Genomic DNA, 25,443 nt, shown 5'->3' with positions numbered 1-25,443 from the left:
GTCATTCAGTAGCAAGCATTATTTCATGCTACCTACCATTTCCTCTGGGCGAACCCACTCATCAAACTCAGCTTCAGTCAAATACCCTAACTGCATCGCTGACTGTTTCAAAGTCAGACCTTCTTTATGGGCTTTCTTGGCAATTTCAGCCGCTTTATCATAGCCAATATGAGTATTCAGTGCAGTTACCAGCATCAGCGATTCATTCAACAATTGAGTGATACGGCTATGATTAGGCTCAATACCAACAGCACAATGCTCATTGAAACTACGCATACCATCCGCCAGCAGACGAACAGATTGCAGGAAGTTATCAATCACCATTGGTCGGAACACGTTCAGTTCAAAATTACCAGATGCCCCGCCAATATTAATAGCAACGTCGTTACCCATAACCTGAGCACACAGCATTGTCAGTGCTTCACACTGAGTTGGATTGACTTTACCTGGCATAATGGAACTGCCAGGCTCATTTTCTGGAATGGAAATTTCACCAATACCACAACGAGGGCCAGAAGCCAGCCAACGAACGTCGTTAGCAATTTTCATCAACGATGCCGATAAACCTTTTAGTGCACCATGTGAGTGAACTAGTGCATCACAAGTTGCCAACGCCTCAAATTTATTAGGAGAAGTTACGAAAGGCTGACCGGATAACTCTGCAATTTTCTTTGCAACACGAACAGCATATTCAGGATGAGTATTCAGGCCCGTTCCTACCGCTGTACCACCCAGAGCCAATTCACATACATGAGGAATACTGTCTTCAATGTGTTTCAGGTTATGTGTCAACATAGCCGCCCAACCAGAAACTTCCTGACCTAAAGTCAGAGGAGTAGCATCTTGTAAGTGAGTACGGCCAATTTTTACGATGTTTTTGAACGCTTCCGCTTTATCTGACAACGTTTTTTGTAATACTTTTAACTCCGGCAACAGATGTTCGCGTAATGCAACAACAGCCGCGACATGCATTGCGGTTGGGAAAACGTCATTGGAACTTTGACTTTTGTTGACATCATCATTAGGGTGAATCAAACGTTCGTTGCCCCTTTGACCGCCAAGGATCTCACTACCACGGTTCGCCAACACTTCATTCATGTTCATGTTGCTTTGAGTTCCCGAACCGGTCTGCCAAATAGCAAGAGGGAATTCTGTTGGGTGTTTACCTTCCAACACCTCTTTCGCCGCAGCGATAATTGCGTCACCACGTTCTTTAGGTAGGAGGCCCAAATCCATGTTAACGCTGGCTGCTGCTTGTTTAGTCAATGCAAGAGCATCAATCAGCGCAACAGGCATTTTTTCCTGAGAAATGCGGAAATGCTCCAGTGAGCGCTGGGTTTGCGCTCCCCATAATTGGTCAGCAGGTACTTCGATAGGTCCCATTGAGTCTTTTTCAATGCGAGTGGCTGCCATTACTATCTCCTTAGCACACAGAATAATTGAATACGCCGGAACAAAATTTGCAGATAAATTAGTCGGCATCTCATTATAATGCCATAAACTTATTATCGATAATGCGACCTAATCGTGTTTATTGTATTGTAGTCATATAAATAAATTTATTTTTTACAACAGGAAATTACGCCATGCTGAAAATGACCAACAATATCCAATATTATGATTGGGGGAGTAAAACCGCTCTGACGGATATTTATGGTATCGGAAACCCCGATAATCAGCCAATGGCAGAATTATGGATGGGAGCACACCCGAAATGTAGTTCACTTGTAGCCGATCCTCAAACAGGTGAAACCATCACCTTGAATACTCTGATTGCCAAGGAGCCGACAAAATACCTTGGGGATAAAGTGGCCCAGCAATTCCAACGATTACCTTTCTTGTTCAAAGTATTGTGCGCAGCCCAGCCACTTTCAATCCAGGTTCATCCTGACAAAACATCAGCAGAACAAGGATTCGCCAAAGAAAATATGGCAGGGTTACCTTTAGATTCAGCACAACGCAACTATAAAGACGATAATCATAAACCTGAATTGGTATATGCACTCACCCCATTTAAAGCGATGAATGCTTTTCGGCCTTTATCTGAGAGCGCGCAATTACTGGGTTATGTTTCTGCCGCACACCCTGATATTCAGACATTCATCCAGCAACCGACTGAGAAAAATCTATCATTTCTTTTTTCTCAGTTATTGAATATGCAAGGTAAGCAAAAACGTTTAGCCATTGCGGTCTTGAAGTCTGCTTTAAATAGTCATCAAGGAGAACCGTGGGATACCATCAGAAAGATGACAACCTTCTATCCTGATGATAATGGCCTATTTTCTCCCCTTCTGCTTAATGTAGTCGAACTGAAACCAAGTCAAGCAATGTTTCTTTATGCCCGTACTCCTCACGCTTATCTTGAAGGTGTGGCTTTGGAAGTTATGGCTAATTCTGACAATGTGCTACGAGCCGGTTTAACCAGCAAACATATCGACGTCCCAGAATTAATGGCTAATCTAGACTTTATTCCAAAACCTGCCAATACCTTGCTGACTATTCCAGAACAGAAAAAAGACGCGCTGGACTACCCTGTTCCCGTCAATGATTTTCGTTTTTCTGTTTATACTATCCAAGAACAACCGATAACATTGGAAAATGATTCTGCATCAGTTCTATTTTGTGTTGAAGGTCAAATAGTTATTAGCACTGATGAGCAGCAATTGAGATTATTCTCGGGTGAATCAATTTTCTTATCTGCTATAGAAATAACCGTGACTGTTCATGGTGATGGTAAATTAGCCAAAGTATTTAATTAATTTTTTATATTCATTTAGTTATATGAGTCCCCATCGGTTGTTAGTCACATTTTTAATGAAAATTAATTAAACATTTTTTAACTAGACTATACACTTAACAACCACAATTGGCATAAATACAGAACGCAAAAATCTATTATGTTGTATGCGTTAAAAGGGTGAGATTCACACATGAAAAAATCGTTAGTCGCTGTAAGCGTTATTGTTGCTCTAGGTGCGATATGGACAGGTGCATCATGGTATACAGGTAAGAAACTTGAAGAGCATTTAAATCATATCGTCAATAAGGCAAACACTGAGATAGAAAAAGCATTTCCTGAAAGTGGCGCAGAATGGCAAGCAAAAGATTTTAATCGTGGTATTTTCAGTTCTGATGTCCGTTTAATTCTGAATGTCAAAAATGGTGTGGAAAATGCGGGTATCCAGCCAAATGAAGAGATTGTTTTCAAATCCACCATCGAACATGGGCCATTCCCTATTGTAAACCTGAAAAAATTTAACCTATTGCCAAAAATGGCATCCATCCATGCAGAGCTTGAAAAAAGCGATGCACTGAAAGAACTGTTTAATTTTACGCAAGAAAAATCGCTGTTTAACTTAAATGCCAATGTTGGTTATAACCGCAGTCTTTCAGCCAATATTGATTTGATCCCGATTAATCACACAGAAACCAAAGAGAATGGAGAAAAATATGTTTTCTCTTTTTCAGGAGCAAAGATCGTTGCTGACACAAATCATGACTTAAGCGCATTCTCATTCGACATCAATAGTGATGGGCTGTCTTTCAGTAGCCAGACCAAAAAAGAAGCAATTATCCTGAAAGGTATTCATTTTACCGGCGATAACAAAAAAGGTAATTTTGATATCTATGTTGGGGATCAAAACTATAGCATCGGCGAAATTTCTATTCATGGAGATGAAAGTAAACCCAAAGCTGAAGACTTCAATGATGTCTCTTTCAAAGGAATTAAAATCACATCTAACCTGAATGATGATAAAGATAATCTGAACATTAAAGTCGGTTACAGCATTGATGGCATAAAAATCAAAGATATGGAATTAGGTTCAGGTAAGTTTGTCCTGGACATGGAAAAACTGGATGGTGAATCTGTTCGCAAGTTTACTCAGGCCTATAATGATACCGTAGCGAATGCTTTAACCAATGATGAATTAGATTCTGATACAGTTTCCTATGGTATTTTCAATAACTTGCATCTACTCTTTAATAAAAATCCTCAATTCAGTATCTCCCCTTTTAGCTGGAAAAACAGTAAAGGTGAAAGTTCTGTCAATTTCAAACTTGCCTTACAGAACATACCAGAAGATAAAAACACGCTGCTCTCTATGGAACCAGAAGAGATGATCCGTAACCTGATCCAAGAGTTGTCATTACAAATCAACATCCCCAAAGCTATGTTGATTGAATCTTTGACAAAAACAGAGATATTAGAGGGTAAAGATAAAACAGCCGCAGAAGTTAAAGCGGAAAAACAAGTCCAGAAACTGACTCAGGAAGGCCTTAAATATAAGATCATCACTGATGAAAACGGTGTTATTGGACTTAACCTCCACTATGCCAAAGATAAAGTGGAATTAAACAACAAAGAATCCAGCCTGAATCAATTCCTGCTTGATAATGGACTTGGCGGGTCCTATGATGGTACAGATGGTGAGCAAGACAATGAGACTGAAATTCCTACAGTTAAATAAGTGAACAACAGTCACCATAACGAATAAACAGAACCCGAACCGGTTTCTTCTACAAGAAAGCACATGCTAAAGGTAAAAAAACCTACGCAGTGAATAGATCGTCAAAACATCGATAGTGCTTTAACTTTCTTGCCAGTCAACGCGTTGACTGGCTTTTTTGTATATATAAAATTTAATAAGAAGGATAAACAAATGATTGATACACGGCTTCCACTGACCGATTTGCACCGTCACCTTGATGGTAATATTCGCCCTGAAACCATTCTGTCTCTCGCACGTCAGCACAATATTCCTCTGCCCGCTTATGAACTGGAAGCATTACGTCCCCATGTCCAGATTATTGAAAACGAACCTGACCTTATCAGTTTTCTCCAGAAACTGGACTGGGGAGTCGCGGTTCTGGCTGATTTAGATGCCTGCCGCAGAGTAGCCATTGAAAACGTTGAAGATGCCGTCAATGCCGGCCTTGATTATGCTGAACTACGTTTCTCCCCTTACTATATGTCCATGAAACACCAGTTGCCTGTTGAGGGCGTCGTTGAAGCCGTTATTGATGGTATTCATTCAGCAAGCCAACAACATGATATTCAGATCCGTTTGATTGGTATTCTGAGCAGAACATTTGGTGAAATAGCTTGTTCTCAAGAACTATCTGGGCTTCTTGCTCATAAAAAACACATTACAGCATTAGATCTCGCGGGTGATGAACTGGGATTCCCTGGACATCTCTTTGAACCGCATTTTATTCAAGCACGCAATGCAGGCTGGAATATTAGCGTACATGCCGGTGAAGCCGCTGGTTCAGAGAGTATCTGGCATGCTATCCGTGAATTGGGAGCAACCCGTATTGGACATGGTGTTAAAGCCATCAATGACCCAGCACTGATGGATTATTTGGCAAAACATGGTATTGGCATTGAATCCTGCCTGACATCTAACTTACAAACCAGCACCGTCAGCTCCTTGCAAGCTCACCCACTGAAACAATTCCTTGAGCATGGAGTTCTGGCTTCAATCAATACCGATGACCCAGCAGTAGAGGGTATTGAAATCCGTCATGAGTATCATGTTGCCGCACCTGCGGCAGGATTGTCACCAGAACAGATTAGACAGGCACAGATTAACGGATTGGCAACCGCGTTCCTCAGCGAAGCGGAAAAACAGGCACTGAAAGCTAAAGTAGCCAAACGCTAAGAAATGCTGCTTATTCCAATCCATTTAATCTTGAAGGCAGACATAAATCTGCCTTTTTTGTTTCAGAAAGATAGAGAAAGACTATAGATAGATATAACCACACCATGTCTTGATTAACTGATTGACTTCCTTTTTAAACGCCGTGCATAACGTTGAGCAAGCACGGCGCAGACCATCAGTTGGATCTGGTGGAAAATCATTAGCGGTAACAGCATTACTCCTACCATTGAAGCAGGAAACAGCACATTGGCCATCGGAACACCATTCGCAAGACTTTTCTTTGAACCACAAAAAACAATTGTAATTTCATCTTCCTGACTGAAACCCAAGAGACGTGAGCTATATACGTTAATAATTAACACCACAGCCAATAAAACACAGCATACAAGACCGATCATAAAGAGCGAGTAGGCATCAATTTTATGCCAAATACCTTCTACCACCGCTTCACTGAATGCAACGTACACCACCAGCAAAATAGAAGAACGGTCTGTCATATTGATCAGTTTCTTATGTTTCTCCACCCAACTGGCAATCAAGGGCCGCGATAAATGCCCAACAATAAAAGGCACCATTAGTTGCAAAATGATATCTTTTATCGCTTTCCATGTATCACTATGAGCGCCACTATCATGAGTCTGGATCAGAAAACCCACCAATAAAGGGGAAACGAAGACACCTAACAAACTTGAAGCAGAAGCACTACATATCGCCGCTGCAACATTTCCACCAGCAACAGAAGTAAATGCAATAGCAGACTGTACAGTAGCAGGTAAAGCACAAAGATACAGGAAACCCATATAGACGGTGGGTGATATCCATTCCGGTACAATGAAATGAAGCCCCATCCCCAGTATCGGGAATAAAACAAAAGTACTACTGAAAATAACCAAATGCAGCCGCCAATGTCCGATCCCCGCTAGAATAGCGTCACGGGACAACTTAGCACCATGCATAAAGAACAGCAACGCAATGGCAGCAGTGGTTAAATACTGAAACCATTTTTTCACCTCTCCTTCACTGGGAAAAAATGAAGCAATGATGACTACAGTAATCAGCGTCACCAAAAAAGAGTCAATCTTTAACTTTTGCAACAAATTCATCAAAATGCTTCCTTTGCCCACAAGGAACGAGTTGAACTATCAATACCCCCATTGACTACTGAACAATTTTCTAACCAACGGGGATAATTCACTGCGCACCGATTGAATTGATTGATGTGTCCAGAATCGAAACTAATCAATCAGAATAGCGCGCTGTTCTTTTGCTGATTTTTCACCAGCTTCAATCAGTTTCATAATCAGAATAGCTTCACTGGCTGTAACAGGATTAGGTTTCCCAAACAAAATAGCATCACGAACAGCAGCATAATACGCACTGTAATTACCCGGTATCGTGGGGACAACCTGCGTAATCAAGTCATCTCCTTGTGACAACGTCACTGATCCATCGCGGGCATCGTAACCCCACTCTGCCCGTGGCAGCTTCTCACCTGCTTTCAGACATTCTTCCTGAGGATCCAATCCATATTTCATATAACTACCTGCCATTCCGTGCAATGTATAAATAGGCGATTCCGCTGCTGCAAGCATTGTTGCATGTAACACGACTTTCAAATCAGGATAATGAAGCTGTGTATGAAAATAATCCGCTGTTTCTGCATTCGGGCGGATCATACCTAAATCAGTCGTAATGGCTTGTGGCTTACCGAAAAGCTGAACAGCCTGATCTAACAAGTGTGGTCCCAAATCATACCAAATTCCACTACCCGCACCGGCAGCTTCCCGCCAGCGTTGACGAACAGCAGGACGATAACGATCAAAGTGGGATTCATAGTATTTCAACTCACCCAATTTATTCTCTTTAATGATTGATTTCACTGTCAAAAAACCAGAGTCCCAACGACGATTATGGAATACAGACAACAGCAAACCTTTTTCTTCCGCTTGCTTTTTCAACGATTCTGCCTGTTCCACAGTAATGGTAAAAGGCTTATCAACAATAACATGCTTACCCACCGCCAATGCCTTTTGTGCCAGCGGATAGTGAGTATCATTGGGAGTTGGGATTACAATAAGATCGATAACTGGATCATTGAACAGAATTTCCGGCGAAGAAACAACTGACACCGCTGGCCAATCTTTTTTGACTTTTTCTGCATCACTGCTGGAAATTGCAACCAGTTCAACATTCGGTGTTCCTGCAATCAGTGGCGCATGGAAGGTTTTACTTGCATAACCATAGCCCACCAAACCAACTTTCAGAAAATCACTCATAACAGCCCCTAAAAAATGATAGTAATACCCTAGCCTGTAACACAACAAATTCAGCCACAAGACAGTGGATTAGTAACAAAATATCAGAAAATATCACCGTCTATACCCAATGGATTTCAAGATGCAGCGCGGCGGCAAGAGAATGACAAATTCGTCGGGAACGAATTTGCCCAGCCAAAGGCTGGCCTCCGGTGAAAGGCAGGAGCCTTTCATTAATCCCCAGGAGCATAGATAACTATGTGACTGGGGTGAATGAGTGCAGCCAACAAAGCGGCAACTTGAAAGACGAAAGGTATATCACACGTTAACAAATAATCACGATTCCTGTGCTACTATCTTTTCCTTATCTCAAGATACTCATTATGGAATGAAAATTTTTTATGTATCAGTCTAATGATTATTATCGTATTAACGGTTGGTTATTGGCTCCTGCTGCTTATCTAATCATGACATTAATCACCGCCAGTTTGATGTTGTTGCTATATGCCATGAAAAATCAGGAAATCCACCAATTCGATAATGGTTTCATCTTTATGTGGTATATCTCTACATTAACCACGGCAATAATGTGGTGTTTTACTGTATGGGTATTGCGATTGCTTTTTATGCGTTCAAAACGTTTTCCGCGTATTTTTATTATTTGGCTTATGGTTTCCATTTTAATTTCCATAAAAACCTTCGCTTTTTCCCCTATTACTGATGAGATAGCAACACGTTCATTACTATGGCCATTACTGGCTGCCGCTATTTTCGTTCCTTATATTAAGCGTTCTCATCGCGTAAAAATGACTTTCACACAAGATCGATAACATACCCTACAATTGATTGTTATTATTGCATCCGCTTACCCCACCATAAGGTGGGGGAATTTCTATTCAGACTATATATACCCAATAGAATGACGGGTATAACAGTGTTTTACTTTCCAGCATCTTATTTTCAGGTATAGCAATGACTGAATACCTTCTGTTATTTATTGGCACAGTATTGGTCAATAACTTTGTTTTAGTAAAGTTTTTAGGCCTATGTCCTTTTATGGGTGTATCTAAAAAACTCGAAACAGCCATCGGAATGGGGTTAGCAACAACATTTGTTCTAACCTTAGCTTCCATTAGTTCATGGTTGATAAACACCTTTATTCTCGTACCTCTTGATTTAATTTATTTGCGTACTCTGAGCTTTATTCTTGTTATTGCGGTTGTCGTTCAATTTACCGAACTGGTCGTCCGTAAAACCAGTCCAACGCTTTACAGGCTCTTAGGTATTTTCCTGCCACTGATTACAACCAACTGCGCTGTACTCGGTGTCGCCTTACTGAATGTCAATCAATCTCACGGTTTTTTACAGTCCGCTGTCTACGGTTTTAGCGCTGCCACCGGGTTTTCCCTTGTTATGGTGCTGTTTGCCGCCATTCGTGAACGTCTGGCTGTTGCCAATATTCCAGCTCCTTTTCGTGGTTCATCTATAGGGCTTATTACGGCGGGATTAATGTCCCTCGCATTTATGGGCTTCAGTGGTTTGGTGAAATTCTGATGATGTCATTGTGGATTGCTATTAGCGTATTAGGCGTACTCGGATTAACCTTTGGTCTGATTCTTGGCTTCGCCGCCCGCCGTTTTAAAGTCGAAGAAGATCCGATTGTTGAGAAAATTGATGATCTGTTACCTCAGAGTCAATGTGGACAATGTAGCTATCCCGGCTGTCGCCCTTATGCAGAAGCGGTCGCCAATAATGGTGAAATGATCAATAAATGCGCCCCAGGCGGAGAGCAGGTTATGCTCAAAATATCCGAATTACTGGGTGTTGAACCACAACCACTGGATGGTGATGACAACGTGCAGAATCCGGCCAGAAAAGTCGCTTTCATTGATGAAGAAAACTGCATAGGCTGCACAAAATGCATTCAGGCATGTCCTGTCGATGCCATTATTGGTGCAAACCGCGCTATGCACACCGTTGTTGAAGATCTCTGCACAGGATGTGACCTGTGCGTCGCACCTTGCCCAACAGATTGTATTACGATGATCCCCGTTGCCACGACCACCTCAAATTGGAAATGGGATTTAAACACCATTCCAGTAAAAAACATCCCCATAACTCCAGAATCCGCTTTGTTCTCTTCTGTTAAGCCAGTTGAGGTTAAAACCCATGTTTAATCTATTTAACTTGCTCAACAAGAATAAAATCTGGGATTTTGATGGAGGCATCCATCCACCGGAAATGAAATTACAATCCAGCCATACACCGCTGCGGCATGCACCATTACCAGATGAATTCATTATTCCCTTGCAACAGCATTTAGGACCGGAAGGTGAATTGTTGGTTAAGGTTGGAGATAAGGTACTGAAAGGCCAGCCATTGACGATCGGGACAGGCCGAACCGTCCCCGTTCATGCTTCTACATCCGGGACGATTACAACAATCGAACCTTGTGTTACCGCACACCCTTCCGGGCTGAAAGAATTGTGTATCCGATTACGTCCTGATGGTGAAGATAAATGGTGTGAACTCACCCAGTCCCCTGATTACACTCTGCTTGATGCTAATGAACTATTACATCGCATTCATCAAGCGGGTATTGCGGGATTAGGGGGGGCGGGTTTCCCTACTGCAACCAAGCTCAATGGAGGGAAACACGATCTCAAGACATTGATTATCAACGCTGCCGAGTGTGAACCCTATATAACGGCTGACGACCGTTTAATGCAGGAGCATGCGCAAGAGGTTATCGAAGGCATTCGGATTTTGATGCATTTACTCAATCCAGAACAGGTGCTGATCGGGGTTGAGGATAATAAACCTGAAGCCGTTGAAGCACTCAATAAAGCGCTCAATGGTGATAAATCGATTATTGTACGGATGATCCCGACAAAATATCCTTCTGGCGGTGCCAAGCAACTTACAAAAATCCTGACAGGTAAAGAAGTACCATCTGGCGGACGTTCTTCTGATATCGGTGTGCTTATGCAAAACGTCGGTACAGTGATGGCAATTAAGCGCGCCATCATTAATGGAGAGCCACTGATTGAACGTATTGTGACCCTGACAGGAGAAGCCATCGCCTCTCCGGGTAACTTCTGGGCACGCCTCGGTACACCTGTTCAATTTTTGTTACAACAAGTCGGATTTAAACCCAAAACAGAACAAATGGTGATTATGGGCGGGCCATTAATGGGCTTTACTCTGCCTGATCTCAATGTCCCCATCGTTAAAATCAGTAACTGCATTCTTGCGCCTTCGGCACAGGAAATGGAACCCAAAGAGATTGAAGAGGCATGTATTCGTTGTGGCTTGTGCGTTGAAGCATGCCCTGCCGGATTATTACCCCAACAGCTTTACTGGTTCAGCCGCGGTCAAGAACACGAAAAAGCCAAGAACCATCATTTATTCGACTGTATTGAATGTGGAGCCTGCGCTTATGTATGCCCAAGCAATATTCCGCTGGTTCAATACTATCGACAAGAAAAAGCGGAAATACGGGCGATAGATGCAGAAACACGACGTTCAGCTGAAGCGAAGCTTCGTTTTGAAGCCAAACAATCCCGTATGGAACGAGAAAAATCAGCGCGTGAAGAACGTCACAAGAAAGCTGCTGTTCAAATCGATAACAGCGATAAAAGTGCGGTACAGGCTGCTCTCGCCAGAGTGAAAGAAAAACAAGGTAATGTAGGTGATGTGATCACCGTACAAGCCGGACAATCCCCTGATAATGCAGCAGCCATTGCGGCACGCAAAGCCAGAAAAGAACAATTGCGGGCTCGTCAGGCCGAAAAACAAATGACTACACATTTGAATGCGGAAACACCTGCTTCCGTCATTGAAAATGAGGACCCACGTAAAGCCGCCTTAGCCGCCGCAATCGCCAGAGCAAAAGCGAAAAAGGCCGCCCAAAATGGAGAAGTGACAACGTCACCAGAAGAACCTCAACAAAATAATGCGGCTGAGACACCCGACCCGCGCAAGGCGGCAGTTGCCGCAGCAATTGCGCGCGCCAAGGCTAATAAATCAGCACAAAGCCCGGCCGAACCCGCAACGCAACCCACCGTAGTCGCTGAACCGGAAGATGCCGACCCACGTAAAGCCGCTGTAGCTGCCGCAATTGCACGGGCTAAAGCCAAGAAAGCGGCAAAAAGCCCGGCCGAACCTACAACGCAACCTGCCATAGTCGCTGAACCGGAAGACACCGATCCACGCAAAGCCGCCGTGGCTGCCGCCATTGCCCGCGTTAAAGCAAAGAAAGCTATGCAAGAAAAACAAGAAGTTCCAACAGAATAGTGACATTAGACGATGAAATTTAGACCAGTAAACACGGATAATAACCAGTTAAAAGTCGCGAGTTCGCCTTTTACACATAATCAAAAAAGTACCAGCAAGATCATGTTTTGGGTGGCTTTAGCTGCCATTCCCGGCATTGCTGTACAGACTTATTTCTTTGGCTATGGAACATTGTTCCAGATCTTGTTGGCCATCATCACTGCCTTATTAGCAGAGTCGACAGCCATTGCACTTAAAAAGCAACTGGTCATGCCATATCTCAGGGATAACTCTGCTCTGGTGACAGGGTTACTTCTGGGGATTAGCTTGCCTCCACTGGCACCGTGGTGGTTGATTGTGCTCGGAACATTTTTCGCCATTATCATTGCCAAACATCTGTACGGCGGGCTTGGACAAAATCCATTTAACCCTGCTATGGTTGGCTATGTTGTCCTGCTTATCTCATTCCCCGTACAAATGACAGGTTGGATGCCACCAGCCTCTTTGCAAGCATTCACTCTAACGCCTTGGGATACCCTGATGGTCATTTTCACAGGACATACACCCGATGGTTCGATCTTATTACAACTGCAACTAGGCATTGATGGATTAAGTCAGGCAACGCCATTGGATAGCTTCAAAACCGGCTTGCTGATCCACAATATCAATGACGTATTACAGCAGCCTATATTGCAAGGTGCTGTGGCCGGTATTGGCTGGCAATGGGTCAATATTGCTTATCTGGTTGGCGGGTTGATTATGCTCAACCGAAAAATCATTCATTGGCAGATCCCGACCGCATTTCTTTTATCGCTGGGTGTTTGTGCATTACTCAGTTGGTTGATAGATCCTACCCGCTATTCCCCCCCTTTATTGCAACTCTTTTCCGGCGCGACCATGCTAGGAGCATTTTTCATTGCAACCGATCCGGTCAGCGCGTCAACCACACCAAAAGGCCGCCTGATTTATGGCGCAATTATCGGAATTCTGATTTGGGTTATTCGTGTTTACGGTGGCTATCCTGATGCCGTCGCATTTGCCGTCTTGCTGGCAAATATTTGCGTACCGCTGATTGACCATTACACACAGCCCCGCGCTTACGGCCATAAATAGGGAAAGGGAGAACTGGCATGTTAGAAACTATGCGTCGTCACGGGATTACTCTTGCAATCTTTGCCGCCTGTACGACAGGGTTAACAGCTATTGTTTATTCATTGACAAAAGACCGGATTGCAGAACAAGCGGCAATACAACACAAGACGTTGCTGGATCAAGTGGTTCCCCCTGCTTTATATGATAATCAAATGCAGGATAAATGTTATTTGGTGACAGACAATGCGCTGGGTAACAAACAGACTCACCGCCTTTATCTTGCCCGTAAAAATGGCATTCCTGCTGCTGCCGCTTTGGAAAGCACCGCTCCTGACGGTTATTCAGGTGCTATTCAATTACTGGTAGGTGCTGATTTTTCCGGCAAAGTTCTGGGCGTTCGCGTGACTAAACACCATGAAACCCCCGGATTGGGGGATAAAATCGACACCCGTATTTCCGATTGGATCTATGCTTTTTCCGGCAAAAAAGTGATGTCAAAAAATGACCACAATTGGGCAGTCAAAAAAGATGGCGGTGAATTTGACCAGTTCACCGGAGCAACCATTACGCCTCGTGCTATTGTCAATGCCGTAAAACGCACCGCCCTTTATCTGGAAACAATACCAGAGCAGCTTTCTTCGCTGCCAACGTGTGGAGAAAAATAACCATGAGCGAAACCAAAAACCTATTTATTCAGGGACTCTGGAAGAACAACTCTGCATTGGTACAGCTTTTGGGGCTTTGTCCCCTGCTGGCGGTTTCCTCCACCGCAACCAATGCCCTGGGATTAGGGTTAGCCACGACACTAGTTTTATTAAGCACCAATATTGCCGTATCCGCTTTGCGACGTTGGGTTCCCCATGAAATCCGCATTCCCATTTACGTGATGATCATTGCGTCCGTTGTCAGTGCTGTCCAGATGCTAATCAACGCCTTTGCGTTCGGGCTATATGAATCATTGGGGATTTTTATTCCGCTGATTGTCACTAACTGTATCGTGATTGGCCGAGCGGAAGCTTACGCATCAAAGAATTCCATTTATAGTTCAATGATTGATGGCCTTGCGATGGGCTTTGGTGCAACTTTCGCCCTGTTCGTACTGGGAGCGATACGTGAAATTCTGGGTAATGGCACACTGTTTGATGGCGCGGATTTACTGCTGGGTAGCTGGGCCAAATCATTGCGGATTGAAATAGTTCATATGGATTCGCCCTTCCTGCTTGCCATCCTGCCACCCGGAGCCTTTATTGGATTAGGTTTGATGCTGGCAGGAAAATATATTATTGATGAACGCCTGAAAAATCGTTCAGAAAATAAAGAACGCCAATACAACATAGAAAAAGACAATGTAGAAAAAGGCTGCGGCAGCCATATCACAAGAAGCTGAGGGTGTAATCAGATATGAATCAACAAAAACGGGTCGAAATTCTCACCCGCTTACGGGATAACAATCCGCATCCGACAACAGAATTGGTTTTCAATTCGCCTTTTGAATTGCTGATCTCCGTATTGCTGTCTGCACAGGCTACCGATGTCAGCGTGAATAAAGCGACGGCGAAACTCTATCCCGTTGCCAATACCCCGCAAACCATCTTCGCTCTCGGTGTGGATGGTTTAAAAGAGTATATAAAAACCATCGGGTTATATAACACCAAAGCGGAAAATGTGATTAAAACCTGTCGGCTTTTACTGGAAAAACATCAAGGCGAAGTGCCAGAAGATCGTGCAGCACTGGAAGCGCTGCCGGGTGTTGGTCGCAAAACGGCCAATGTTGTATTAAACACCGCTTTTGGTTGGCCGACAATTGCCGTCGACACGCATATTTTTCGCGTCAGTAATCGAACTCAGTTTGCACCGGGAAAAAACGTTGACGAGGTTGAAAAGAAACTGTTGAAAGTCGTACCGGCTGAATTCAAGGTTGATTGCCACCATTGGCTGATCCTGCACGGGCGTTATACCTGTATTGCCCGTAAACCACGTTGTGGATCTTGTATTATTGAAGATCTGTGTGAATTTGAGGATAAAACTGAGTGATGACTCTATAAACTAAGTATTTAATCTCTCTCCTATTGGAGAAGGAGAGAGATTAAATAATAAAGGTAGACATATACAATAGGATCTTCTTGCACTTTATCAATAAAAAATAAGGAATCGGAGGAGTAGCGGGTCCCATTGAGTATCTTTACGGGCAATATAGATATCCGCCATGCTCCTGTTCAGGTACAAATGTGATTAAAGGGGCTTTGGGGTTTATTTCAAAACCGGGCTTCCACCGCTGATGCCCTGGTAATTGAGTTTAACAGACTGATATCTTCCACCAGACCATTTTTCAAATTGCCCTTTCAGGTTGTTCAATGTCCACTGATAATAATATTGAAAAAGATCCATACTTCCCTCCAACAATCTCACATGGAGGTAGTTATACGCTGTGGTAGTAGGAGGCCCATTCATACCGCAAGTAGTAACTAACCCAAATGGATCAGTCCAAATTATCGGGTTATAAACATATCCATATAGATTAAACCCGCCCAGCAGCCCTATCGGATCGGATGTCAAATATTGCGACGTACCACAATCATAATACCGAAACCGATTATAATATAACCCACTTTCCGCGTCCTCGTACTGCCCGGCAAACCGCAGGTTGCAGCTCATCTGGTAATCTTCATCATCTGCCGCCAATAGTGGCATCCGTTCAGCTTTACCCCACGTTGTCAGCCGGTTTGCCCAGACCAGCTTACCGGATTCACTCAGTATTTCCCGCGGTGTGCCCTGATGGTCACTGACAATATAATGCAGTTTGCCTTTTTCATAACGGGCTGACGGGGTGAATGCACCTGGCTGATACAGCCAGCAAATGCTGTGGTCATAGGCCGGGGTGCCATCTGCATATAACGGAGTTTCTTCCACCAACTGGTCACCACTCCACAGGTAGTCATACCCCATAATGGTGTCCGGTTTCGCCGTCAAATCTGGTTTACCGTGCAGCCAGCGTTGCAAGTTAGCGGCGGCCAGTTTGCCATCGTGGACTTTCAGCTTGCGGATACGCCGCCCAAAGGCATCATAGCGATAGTGCCAACGGGAACCGTCCGGCGTTTCACAGTGGGTTAGCTGATTGTGCGTATCCCAACGATAACGCCATACCTGTGGACGAAAGCCATCACGGTGTTCGGTTTTTTCTACCTGCCGGCCATTGGCGTCATAGCGGTAAGTGACATTGCCACGTTTAATAACCCGCCCGGCCTGCTGGTGCTGTTCAATCTGCTCAATCGCCCCTTTGGCATCCACCCGCACATGCAGGTTTACATTGCCATTCGGGTCATAACGAAACTGCTCTTCATAGGGCAACCGGCCATTAAATTCGGCGCTAACAATCTGGTCATTCTGATTATAGCGGTAACGGGTTTGTCCCCAAATGCCGTCATCGATCATTCTGACACTGTATGCGCGGTCATACTGCCAGCTACGGTTAACCGCGGTGGCTTGCGGTGGAAAATGGGGATCGTTCTGCGCCAACGTTTCACGGAACAACGCGGTCGTCCGCCCCGCGGACTGGTGTGCTAATAGCCCGGTAGAAGTATACCGGCTGGCCAGAATAAACCCTGCCGCGCTTTCCCGCACAGTTTCCCGCCCTAACGCATCATGGCTAAAGCTCAACGGCGTATGCTGGTTAAACTGAAAATGGTTCACAGCCCCCATGATGTTATAACCCCAGTTCAGGGTATGCCCATCGCGGGTTTCCGCGGTTAACTGCCCGGTCAGGCTGTTCCACTCACGGGTGATTTCACGCCCATTAATGCGTTCACACACAAGTAAACCAGCCGCATCATATTCGTATTCCACTACAGCATCGTCATTGGTTGCCCTGATAAACTGGCGGCGCGCGTTATATTCGTAAGTGGTGGTGGCGTGCAGTTCGTACTGGTCTTCCTGCTGATGCCCGCTTTCCTGTCGGGTCAATAACCCTGATGACGAGTAATGCCAACGCAAGACGTGATTATCCGGATAGCGGGCCTGAATGCGACGCCCCAGCGCATCATACTGGTAGTCGATGGTACGGCCGGTAAAGTCGATTTCACGGATAACCTGACCCGCGGCATCCCGTTCATAGCGATACGTTTCCCCTGTCGAGGCGGTGACGGAACAAAAACGCGTAAGACGGTCATAACCAAAGTGTAACGTTGTGCCATCCGGGCGGGTCATGTGGGTCAGCAAATCAAACGCGCCAAAGCGGTAGCGCGTCGTGCGGCCTTCCCCGTCAGTTACCGCGACCACACGCCGTTCGCTGTCATATTCAAGCTGTTGAGTCACCCCATCCGGTAATTCAATTTTGGTCAGGCTGCCATTATCGAGGCTGGCATGAACAGCACTGTAGCGATAGCGGGTTTCCTGCTTAAGCGCATCGGTAATACGGCGCAGACGCCCCAGTTCATCCAGTTCCAGACCGGTTGTCTGACCATCGGGTGTCATCATCGCGGCCAGCCGCTGATGTTCGTCATAGGCGTAGTGCCACTGCCGGCCATCCGGCAACAGACGTTGCCGCAACTCGCCATGAATACCGTACTGATATGCTTCTGTATGCCCTTGTGGGTTAGTGACCGCGGTCAGATTGCCTTGCTCATCATGCCGGAAGCGCCAGATATCCCCCGGGGGTAAAATCGCTTCGGTAAGCTGACCGTGTTCATTATAGTCATAATAAAAAGCGTCCCCCGTGGGCAGTACAATTTCGGTCAGTGCCCCGTCATGGTTGTAATCAAACGTGGTGTAACCGCCCAGTGGATCAATTTCCCACACCTTCTGGTTATAACGCCACTGCGTCCGGGTTTCGCGCCCTAACGGATCAACCTCACGGATCACCTGATTATTTTGATTGTAATAGGACAGGGTTTTTCCGCCTTCGGCATCCAGATACGTGGTCACACGGGCCTCATCGTCATAGATAAAACGATCTGCCCAATAACCTTCGGAAGAATGGGTGGAAACGACCCGGCCACGTTCATCATAGCGAATATAAAAATCCGTCTTATCCGTATCATGCCAGCGGGTCATCAATCCTTGCGCAGTGTATTCATGCCACAGATGGTTTTGCTGAAAGGCGTCACATTCGGCCAGATAACCGTATTCATCATAATGGCAGGTGAGTAACCGTTGCTGGATCTGCTGAAAATGGTAATCCACTGCCCGGAGCTGATTATCCTGATAATGAAGGGTTAAGCGGAAACCATCATTGCGCACCACTTCAATCAACTGATGCTGGTCGTTATAGATAAACTGAATATGATTCTGATGGCGATCCGTGATGGCGGACAGCCGGCGCCGGTTACCCTCAATCTGGTTAAAATGGAGAGTTTGCTGGTTTTGTTTGTTGATGATGGATAATTCACTCTCAAGCTCCCCTGTCAGTAAACAGTGAAGAAAATGGCGATTACGTGCCAGCACCTGATTTTCCGGTGTCAAAAAAGCATAAACCTGCCCGTCAGCATCGGTAAAATGGACTTTTTCACCGTCCAGCACTAACTGACGTGACCAGTCATCAGCCCATTTAGGTCCCAATAACCCATTTAAGGGAGCGGCAGAGCGATAAGTCCGGTTTAAGGTAATCGGCAATAGTCCGGGAATGACAATGATTGAGAACGTTTGTAGGTAATCGCCAGAGGTGATATCAACAGGTTCGCCTTGTCCACAGCTACCCCCTGTACATTTAGGATGTTCTTGATCAGATTGGTGAGCAGGATCTGTTTTTTTTTCCTTTGGCTTATCAAAATTATTAGATTTATCCTTATCATCTCCTCGTGCAACTTTACCTCCATTTTTCTTTTTATTATCAGTAACGTTTGGCTTTTTCCCTGCCGTTGTCGCTGCCTCCACTACCTTACCTACCATTGTCCCTATCTTCCCTACCATTGCCCCTACCTGCCCTAGAATTGCCCCTACCTTCTCTGCCTTCTCTACAATTGTCTCTTCCTTCCCTACCATTGTCCCTATCTTCCCTACCCGACCTAGAATTGCCCCTGCATCCCCTACCTTTGCACCTACCTTACCTACCTTTGTCGCTGCCTTCCCTACCCCTAATCTAAGATCAGAATTAAATTCAAATGTCATCGGACTCGCTGAACTTGGGTCGGTCTCTAATACAACACTTTTTGCCCCCCCCAAATGTGATTCTTGTGGTGTTTCTGACTCAACAGGTTTATTCGCCTCTTTCGTACCCATTTTCGCTCTCTTTTGCTGACCAACAATAATTCCCACCGTATTCCCTGTACCCGTTGGACTATCGTTTTTTATGCCTTTTTCCATATATCCTCCCTTATGCCCCATTCATCCAGAATTTATCTGTATGGCGCAATATCAATTTGCCATCCGCCCGGACTGTTTGCGTATGCTCTTTCGGATGACACTTTCCTCCCACCGTGCCACTTTTCACCCCCATTGCCGTTCCCGCTTCATCTCCTAATGTCTGCGGGACAAAACTTTGCCCGAATACCACCACCGGCTGCCCGTTTGCCCGCACCGATGTAACCGATGCAGAGGAATCTTCCAGTTTGGCGATTACGGGATAAGGAATCGGAGGCGTGGCCGGTCCCATCGGGGTTTTGCAAACATCGGGAACCAGACTGATAATCAACCATTGAGTATCTTTACGGGCAACATAGTTATCCGCCATGACCCTGCTCCTGTTCAGGTGAAAATGTAATTAAAGGGGCTTTGGGGTTTATTTCAAACCGGGCTTCCGCCACTCGGATGGGGAAGTCAATGCTGAAATGCAGACGAAACGTCAGCGCCAATGTCATTGCATCGGTATCAATAATCAGGGTATCGAAGTTCATCAGAATGGGGAAAAGAGCACCATCCTCCATGCGGAACAGGATAAAAGGACGATGTCCCGGCAGTTCGGTTTGTAAAGAGCCATCCGGTGTCAGATTAGTCAGTTGCAGCGTGATATCGGTGGACGGCCAGTCAATCTGTTGATCTTGTGGTGCGCCATTCCAGTAACCAAAGTCAAAATCCTGTGGCAGGTAAGGATGGCGCTCGTCCAGCCACGTCTGGTCATAAGTGCCGGCCAGTGTTCGCCGTGGCAGCCACGCCCGCCCGATAACGCCCATACACTGCGGTTGACAGGCTGGCTCGGTGGCTGAGAAACGGTCTGCCAGCATATCAGTAAAATGGTGTGCGGTTATCGGTGCATTCGGATGGATAATGCGCGGTGCCGGATAACGAGGCAGATCTTTCGCCTTCGCATACCACGGCAAAACAAACCCCGTACCAATGGGATTGTATTCATAAACTGCATGAGCTATGGGAGCCTTTTCGCCATCAGGGTGTTGGCTGCGTTGTTCAGGAGAGAGCTTGTCTTCCTCTATTAATGCCTTCGCCGCTTTATCATCTTCGGCTTCAATCCGGCATCCCCCGCCAAAGGCATAACGATAATCAAGGGGTAAATGGTTAAATGGTTTGGGATCAGAAAGCTGCCATTGCCCGTTATCGGGGCGGAAAAATTCCCGTTCACCTGTAATATTCAGTGTCTTATTCAGTAAAATGTCGCCATTGGCATCCATGACTGACAAACGAACAGGGAAAGATGAGCAGGGCTTACCTTCTGGTGCATAAGCCGTACCATTGACAATTACATCACACTTGGGCTTAAACGGTGCCAGATCACTTTCCTGCAATACCTGTGAGACGTTCAATGCACCCCGGTATTGATCCTGTACACATAAGGACATAATCGGCAGCAGTTCAGCCAGATATTCACCCTTCCCTACGGGCAATAGCTGATAACCCACTTTCATGGCAATCACATCGTATTCCTGATCTTCTGTATCCAACATCCGGTAGTTCATCACCGAAAAAGGGGTGAGATTCCTGAATTCCATCGCCCTGTCTCCTCAGTTCAAATCAATATCTTTGCCGTGGATTTGCACAGGGCCGCTGGCATCAAACAGGAACGCTTTCCCTTTGATAGTAATTTTGCCGTCTTTGTCCATCCGCAATGTGCTGTCACCACATTTCAGTTCAATCATCTTACCTGCCGAAATAGACAGGATTTGCCCCACGGACACTGTCTTCTGCATTTTGACCGATTCAGTTTGACTCATGGCAACCGTGGTATTCATACTGGCACCAACGGTAATGGTATAAGACTGTCCCACTGTCAGGGTTTTGACCATCCCGACCACTTCAGTGCTGGTATGTCGCACAACTTCTTGTTTGTTTTTTTTCACAATAACGGCCTGATTACCCTCAAGTATTTCAGTGTGATTGCCCAGCACTTTCGTGGTACGGTTATTCAACACTTTGGTATTCATATCCTTCTGGGCATGAATAAACACTTCTTCACTGCCTTTGGCATCTTCAAACCGCAGTTCGTTGAACCCTTCACCTTTATGGGTATGCGTTTTTAACGTGGTACGGGTTTTCTCGGCAGGTAAATTAAGGGGCGGTTGGTTACGGCCGTTATAAGTACTGCCCGTCACGATGGGACGATCAATATCGCCATTAAGATAAGAGACAATTACTTCCTGACCAATGCGAGGGATCGCCATAAAGCCAAAACCATTACCGTTCCAGCCCTGTGCCACTCGTACCCAGCATGATGAGCCATCTCCCGCCGGATCATGACGATTCCAATGGAAATGCACTTTAATGGCACCATGTTCATTGACAAAAATTTCTTCACCGGGTGGTCCAACGACCGTCGCCAGTTCATCACCATCCGCCAGCGGCTTATAACGGTACGGCGGGCGCCAGTCATTTTTCCCCGGAATAAACGTAATATCGTTCGTCAATGTTGTCCCTTCACCGCCAATGCCTGCGGCTTGGGGTTGGGAACCATAATGATTCACCGTGACAATCTGCCAACGATTATTCATGGTCGCAATGGGATGGGATTGCAGGCTAAAAATTTTACCGGGACGCAACTGGATACAATTGGTGTGTGCCGAACCCGATTTACTTTCGTTATTCAGTTGATTAAGGCGCACATCGCCCAAGGGTTTGCCTTCCTTGCTCCACGGGAAACGGCCATAACTTTCAAATATCGCATGACGCCCGCCTTCGGGCAAAGTGGCCTGAGACTGCAAAGGTTGTGAAGGACGCAGATAGTTATAATCTTTGTGGATATACTCATCTACACGGAGGTATTCCCCATATTGCCACTGCCATGCAGTCGTATCTTTATCATCAGTATTGGGCTGATTGTTATAAATCAGGTTAAGATCGGCCGTCATCCCCAAATGGGAATCACTGAAAAAGAGTTGTTCTTCTTCAAACCAGAAAGCAATCCCCTCTTCCGCCGCCAATCGACACCAGAAGTCATAGGCAGATTCACGTTTTTGCGTCGTGTATTCCCGTTCCGGATGAAGCTGACTGTCTTCATAAAATTTATTATCCGATTTAACACGGTGCTCTTTTAACAACTGTTTGAGAATATCCGGCACAGATTGGCGCTGAAACAGGCGGCTATCCTGATGAAGCGTCATTCGCCACATTTCAGGCCGGATAGTAAAAGAATAGTAAGTTTGCCTTCCGTCGGTATTACCCTGCGAAGCCCCTGCCACGATACCTTTAACGGTACGTTCTGCCTTGCCATTGCGGGTTATGGTCAGAGAGGCATAGGTGCCCAGTTGATCGTTGAGGACCACATTATCAAGCTGACTGACTACCGTCAGAGACAAATGATAAAGCTGGGATAATCCTTCCTGTAAGTTGAAATTGACTACCTGAAAAGTTGTGCCCGGTAACGCACCGATTTGACACGTAAAGACTAATCCATCCATTTTGCAACTCCTCACATAATGGGGCGATACCCTTGAAGTGGACAAGGCGATAAATGCCAGCGGATATTGGAAACATGCCCGATGACACTCATTCGCACCCGCATGTTTTCGGTCAGACAAAACGGAAAAAACTGATATAACGCATTGGCAAAACGAAACATTTCTCCCTGACCGGTATAAACAGATTCATCCAGTGTCAGTTCAATATGTACACAACGGTGAGGAATTCCACGGATAAGCCAATCACCCGGCTCAGACTGAATGGCTAAAATACCCGTAGCCATTCGCTTGATATCACGGTGGATATGGCGGTCAAGGTCAGCGTAAAAATCGTAATCGAGTAATAGCTGCTTTAGTGAAGAGACTGAATTCAACCAGAAACCATTTGCACCGTAATGAGACAATAATTGCCAATATCGTGAAGAATCGGTCACGGGTGGGTAACTGGGGGCAGTAGGCGTAAGATTTTTGACTTGCAAACTATCAGGAATATCCTCACTGGTATAACAGATGTCACCTTTCGCCAATGTCGGCAGCTCTGTTGCAAATGCGACAAAATGGCAGGTCAGCTCTTGATCTGGTGCCTGTTCCATCGGTCGGGCATAACGATCATAAAAAATCAGGGCATATTCCAAACGCCCCAATGAATCGCGGGTGATATCCAACGCATAAAACCAGATTTCTTCATCAGCATGACGAAAAAAATGCGTGAATTCACTCATAGGATAAAACTGACATCGTTTACCGCGTTCTTTACCCGGCTCATCTTTTAATACAAGGTCAGTGAAATGCAGTATTCCTTGCTGTGGTGGCAAAGGCAGCGGGTAACGGGCTGTATCTGGCGCAAAAGCGAGTGTCAGTTGTGACTCAAGTTCAAGATTCATCGCAGGAACACAATGGAGATGGAAAGCATCGGATAATTGTGCTTCAGACAGAGAAAGCACGTGATTCAGTTTCAATATAACGCTGAACTGCCGGCTTTCCGTCATGGATAAACGGTGACACATGACAGTTGGTAAATTCAGCGTCAGGAAATGGTGTACATGAGGCAAATAAAGCGATTCCATCAATATTTGGGGTGCCCAGTTACCTTCTGCTGAAGTGGGTGATGGTGAGATTAAACGTGACGTGCCTGACATGGGTTCAAACCAGAGCGGTTCAGCAGGGTAAGTCAGCCCGTTTTGATGTAACTCCGCACCGATCAGAGTCTGGCACAATGCCTGCGTCAAATTATCCGCAATGGCTGCGTCAGGGCTGAGAAACAGACTGATAGGACGTATAAGCCAGTGATCATCCCGGCCGGTGTATTGAAAAGTCAGGGTAATGCAACTGGTTTCTGCCTGATAAGTGATATTCCGTGCAACCAATATCAGAGGCTCAATATCACACGCCCGGCTTGTCAAAAATTTTGTGCCCGTACTACTTGATGAGACTTCTGAATACTTAGGCAAAGTAACCGTAATATCATCCCCTTCCACTGCATTAAATTGAACGACACTTGTTGCAGGAATACCTTTGACAGGCAGCGCATTCAATCGTTGCAGTAAAGGCAGAGTCATCTCAGGAAAGGCATCATCCACTTTTTGATGCACGCGAGCCATTAATGCTGAAAAGCCCTGATTGACTCTTTCGATATCAGGATCATATTCCCCCAGAATTTTGGCCAAATGAGGTTTTTCTTCACCAGACAATTTTCCAAGTTGCTTCAGGTAGTCCAATTCCCACTGATAATAATATTGAAAAAAATCCATACTTCCCTCCAATAAACCTACACCAGACGGAATATTATGCTTAAATTTCAAGTTATTTTTTATTTAAAAGATTATTATAGATATTAGTTAAATATAATCTCTTTAATCATATTAATTATTCTTTTATTTTAAAAGATCATATGAAGTTACATAACATCAAAGATCAATAAAACAACAAATATAAGCATATTGTTAACATTTATTATAATAGTTAAGTTATTTTACTTTATCCCTGCTATTTATCTGACTGAGTGTAAATTATAGTGTTGATTGTTTTGTTATTTTAAATGTTGCTGAGAAGATGTTTAGGTTGATTATAAAAAGTATGTTGTAACTAATATAAATAAAAATTTTATCACGATCATTTTATGTTTTGTTCATCATCAGAAAAAATACAATAATCAAAATTAATTACGGCAATTAATTTTGATTGATATCCGCCACAATCATTAAAAAAGAAATCAAATAACAATAATTGGAAATGATTATTTCCATAAGTCAGTCCACCAACAAATCAGAAACTTTAAAAACGATTGATATAAATTTAATACACCAATCGGTCAATCATATTCATACCCGGCAAGAGGAAGATAGCGTTCACCACGATAAATGTCGAATTATTGATCTCATT

20 protein-coding genes are annotated in these 25,443 nt (G+C 44.8%); 11 read left to right on the top strand and 9 right to left on the bottom strand.

Annotated elements, in window-relative coordinates:
- Positions 1-18 precede the first annotated feature (18 nt).
- The gene (gene fumC / locus AACQ81_RS07000; protein WP_237386759.1) at positions 19-1,413 is read right to left on the bottom strand and encodes a class II fumarate hydratase; all 1,395 of its coding nucleotides are present in this window, start codon (positions 1,411-1,413) and stop codon (positions 19-21) included.
- 173 nt (positions 1,414-1,586) lie between these two features.
- On the opposite strand from fumC, the gene manA reads away from it, so the two are divergent.
- The 3 genes from manA (at position 1,587) to add (ending at position 5,663) form a co-directional block, all read left to right on the top strand.
- Positions 1,587-2,759 carry a mannose-6-phosphate isomerase gene (gene manA / locus AACQ81_RS06995; protein WP_237386758.1) on the top strand — a complete coding sequence of 391 codons (1,173 nt, stop codon included), beginning with the start codon at positions 1,587-1,589 and terminating at the stop codon, positions 2,757-2,759.
- Positions 2,760-2,930: 171 nt separating this feature from the next.
- A complete protein-coding gene (locus AACQ81_RS06990; protein WP_237386757.1) occupies positions 2,931-4,469 on the top strand; it encodes a YdgA family protein in 1,539 nt (512 codons plus the stop codon).
- 192 nt (positions 4,470-4,661) lie between these two features.
- A complete protein-coding gene (gene add / locus AACQ81_RS06985) occupies positions 4,662-5,663 on the top strand; it encodes an adenosine deaminase (RefSeq protein WP_237386756.1) in 1,002 nt (333 codons plus the stop codon).
- Positions 5,664-5,776: 113 nt separating this feature from the next.
- Here add and AACQ81_RS06980 read toward each other — a convergent pair whose 3' ends face one another.
- From AACQ81_RS06980 to AACQ81_RS06970, 3 genes are all read right to left on the bottom strand, one after another.
- Positions 5,777-6,766, bottom strand: coding sequence for a bile acid:sodium symporter family protein (locus tag AACQ81_RS06980; RefSeq protein ID WP_237386755.1), 990 nt, complete (start codon positions 6,764-6,766; stop codon positions 5,777-5,779).
- A 132-nt stretch (positions 6,767-6,898) separates the two neighbouring features.
- Entirely contained in the window at positions 6,899-7,939 is a 1,041-nt protein-coding gene (locus AACQ81_RS06975) for an oxidoreductase (RefSeq protein ID WP_237386754.1), read from the bottom strand.
- Positions 7,940-8,039: 100 nt separating this feature from the next.
- A complete protein-coding gene (locus AACQ81_RS06970) occupies positions 8,040-8,168 on the bottom strand; it encodes a hypothetical protein (protein ID WP_272903043.1) in 129 nt (42 codons plus the stop codon).
- A gap of 151 nt (positions 8,169-8,319) precedes the next feature.
- Between AACQ81_RS06970 and AACQ81_RS06965 the strand changes: the two genes are divergently transcribed.
- From AACQ81_RS06965 to nth, 8 genes are all read left to right on the top strand, one after another.
- Positions 8,320-8,748 carry a DUF2569 domain-containing protein gene (locus AACQ81_RS06965; protein WP_237386753.1) on the top strand — a complete coding sequence of 143 codons (429 nt, stop codon included), beginning with the start codon at positions 8,320-8,322 and terminating at the stop codon, positions 8,746-8,748.
- 142 nt (positions 8,749-8,890) lie between these two features.
- Positions 8,891-9,472: an electron transport complex subunit RsxA gene (gene rsxA / locus AACQ81_RS06960; RefSeq protein WP_237386752.1), complete on the top strand. Its 582-nt coding sequence runs from the start codon at positions 8,891-8,893 to the stop codon at positions 9,470-9,472.
- The gene (gene rsxB / locus AACQ81_RS06955; protein WP_237386751.1) at positions 9,472-10,095 is read left to right on the top strand and encodes an electron transport complex subunit RsxB; all 624 of its coding nucleotides are present in this window, start codon (positions 9,472-9,474) and stop codon (positions 10,093-10,095) included. Before rsxA ends, rsxB begins: the two co-directional genes overlap by 1 nt.
- The gene (rsxC, locus tag AACQ81_RS06950; protein WP_237386750.1) at positions 10,088-12,214 is read left to right on the top strand and encodes an electron transport complex subunit RsxC; all 2,127 of its coding nucleotides are present in this window, start codon (positions 10,088-10,090) and stop codon (positions 12,212-12,214) included. The genes rsxB and rsxC overlap by 8 nt, the downstream gene beginning before the upstream one ends.
- A 12-nt stretch (positions 12,215-12,226) precedes the next feature.
- On the top strand, positions 12,227-13,306 hold the full coding sequence (rsxD, locus tag AACQ81_RS06945; RefSeq protein WP_237386749.1) for an electron transport complex subunit RsxD: 1,080 nt from the start codon (positions 12,227-12,229) through the stop codon (positions 13,304-13,306).
- A 17-nt stretch (positions 13,307-13,323) separates the two neighbouring features.
- Positions 13,324-13,950, top strand: a complete 627-nt coding sequence (rsxG, locus tag AACQ81_RS06940; RefSeq protein WP_237386748.1) for an electron transport complex subunit RsxG — start codon at positions 13,324-13,326, stop codon at positions 13,948-13,950.
- A gap of 2 nt (positions 13,951-13,952) precedes the next feature.
- A complete protein-coding gene (locus tag AACQ81_RS06935; RefSeq protein ID WP_237386747.1) occupies positions 13,953-14,672 on the top strand; it encodes an electron transport complex subunit E in 720 nt (239 codons plus the stop codon).
- Between the two features lie 14 nt (positions 14,673-14,686).
- Complete coding sequence (gene nth, locus AACQ81_RS06930; RefSeq protein ID WP_237386746.1) at positions 14,687-15,319, top strand: endonuclease III; 633 nt, start codon at positions 14,687-14,689, stop codon at positions 15,317-15,319.
- A gap of 216 nt (positions 15,320-15,535) precedes the next feature.
- Here the strand turns inward: nth and AACQ81_RS06925 are convergent, their stop codons facing one another.
- Genes AACQ81_RS06925 through AACQ81_RS06905 form a run of 5 tightly spaced genes read right to left on the bottom strand, consistent with a single transcriptional unit; the run spans position 15,536 to position 24,812 of the window.
- A complete protein-coding gene (locus tag AACQ81_RS06925) occupies positions 15,536-19,582 on the bottom strand; it encodes an RHS repeat-associated core domain-containing protein (protein WP_237386745.1) in 4,047 nt (1,348 codons plus the stop codon).
- Positions 19,583-19,592: 10 nt separating this feature from the next.
- Positions 19,593-19,949: a DUF4150 domain-containing protein gene (locus AACQ81_RS06920; RefSeq protein WP_237386744.1), complete on the bottom strand. Its 357-nt coding sequence runs from the start codon at positions 19,947-19,949 to the stop codon at positions 19,593-19,595.
- The gene (locus AACQ81_RS06915; RefSeq protein ID WP_237386743.1) at positions 19,939-21,159 is read right to left on the bottom strand and encodes a DUF2169 family type VI secretion system accessory protein; all 1,221 of its coding nucleotides are present in this window, start codon (positions 21,157-21,159) and stop codon (positions 19,939-19,941) included. Before AACQ81_RS06915 ends, AACQ81_RS06920 begins: the two co-directional genes overlap by 11 nt.
- A gap of 12 nt (positions 21,160-21,171) precedes the next feature.
- Positions 21,172-23,061 (bottom strand): type VI secretion system tip protein TssI/VgrG, encoded by a 1,890-nt coding sequence (gene tssI / locus AACQ81_RS06910; RefSeq protein ID WP_237386742.1) that lies wholly within the window; start codon positions 23,059-23,061, stop codon positions 21,172-21,174.
- Positions 23,062-23,072: 11 nt separating this feature from the next.
- Positions 23,073-24,812 (bottom strand): type VI secretion system baseplate subunit TssF, encoded by a 1,740-nt coding sequence (locus AACQ81_RS06905; protein WP_237386741.1) that lies wholly within the window; start codon positions 24,810-24,812, stop codon positions 23,073-23,075.
- Between the last annotated feature and the right edge of the window lie 631 nt (positions 24,813-25,443).

This window comes from Xenorhabdus sp. Sc-CR9 (genome assembly GCF_963897815.1).
GTDB lineage: Bacteria > Pseudomonadota > Gammaproteobacteria > Enterobacterales > Enterobacteriaceae > Xenorhabdus.
Note: the sequence above shows the minus strand (reverse complement) of the source record. Positions and strands in the feature narration are given on the sequence as shown.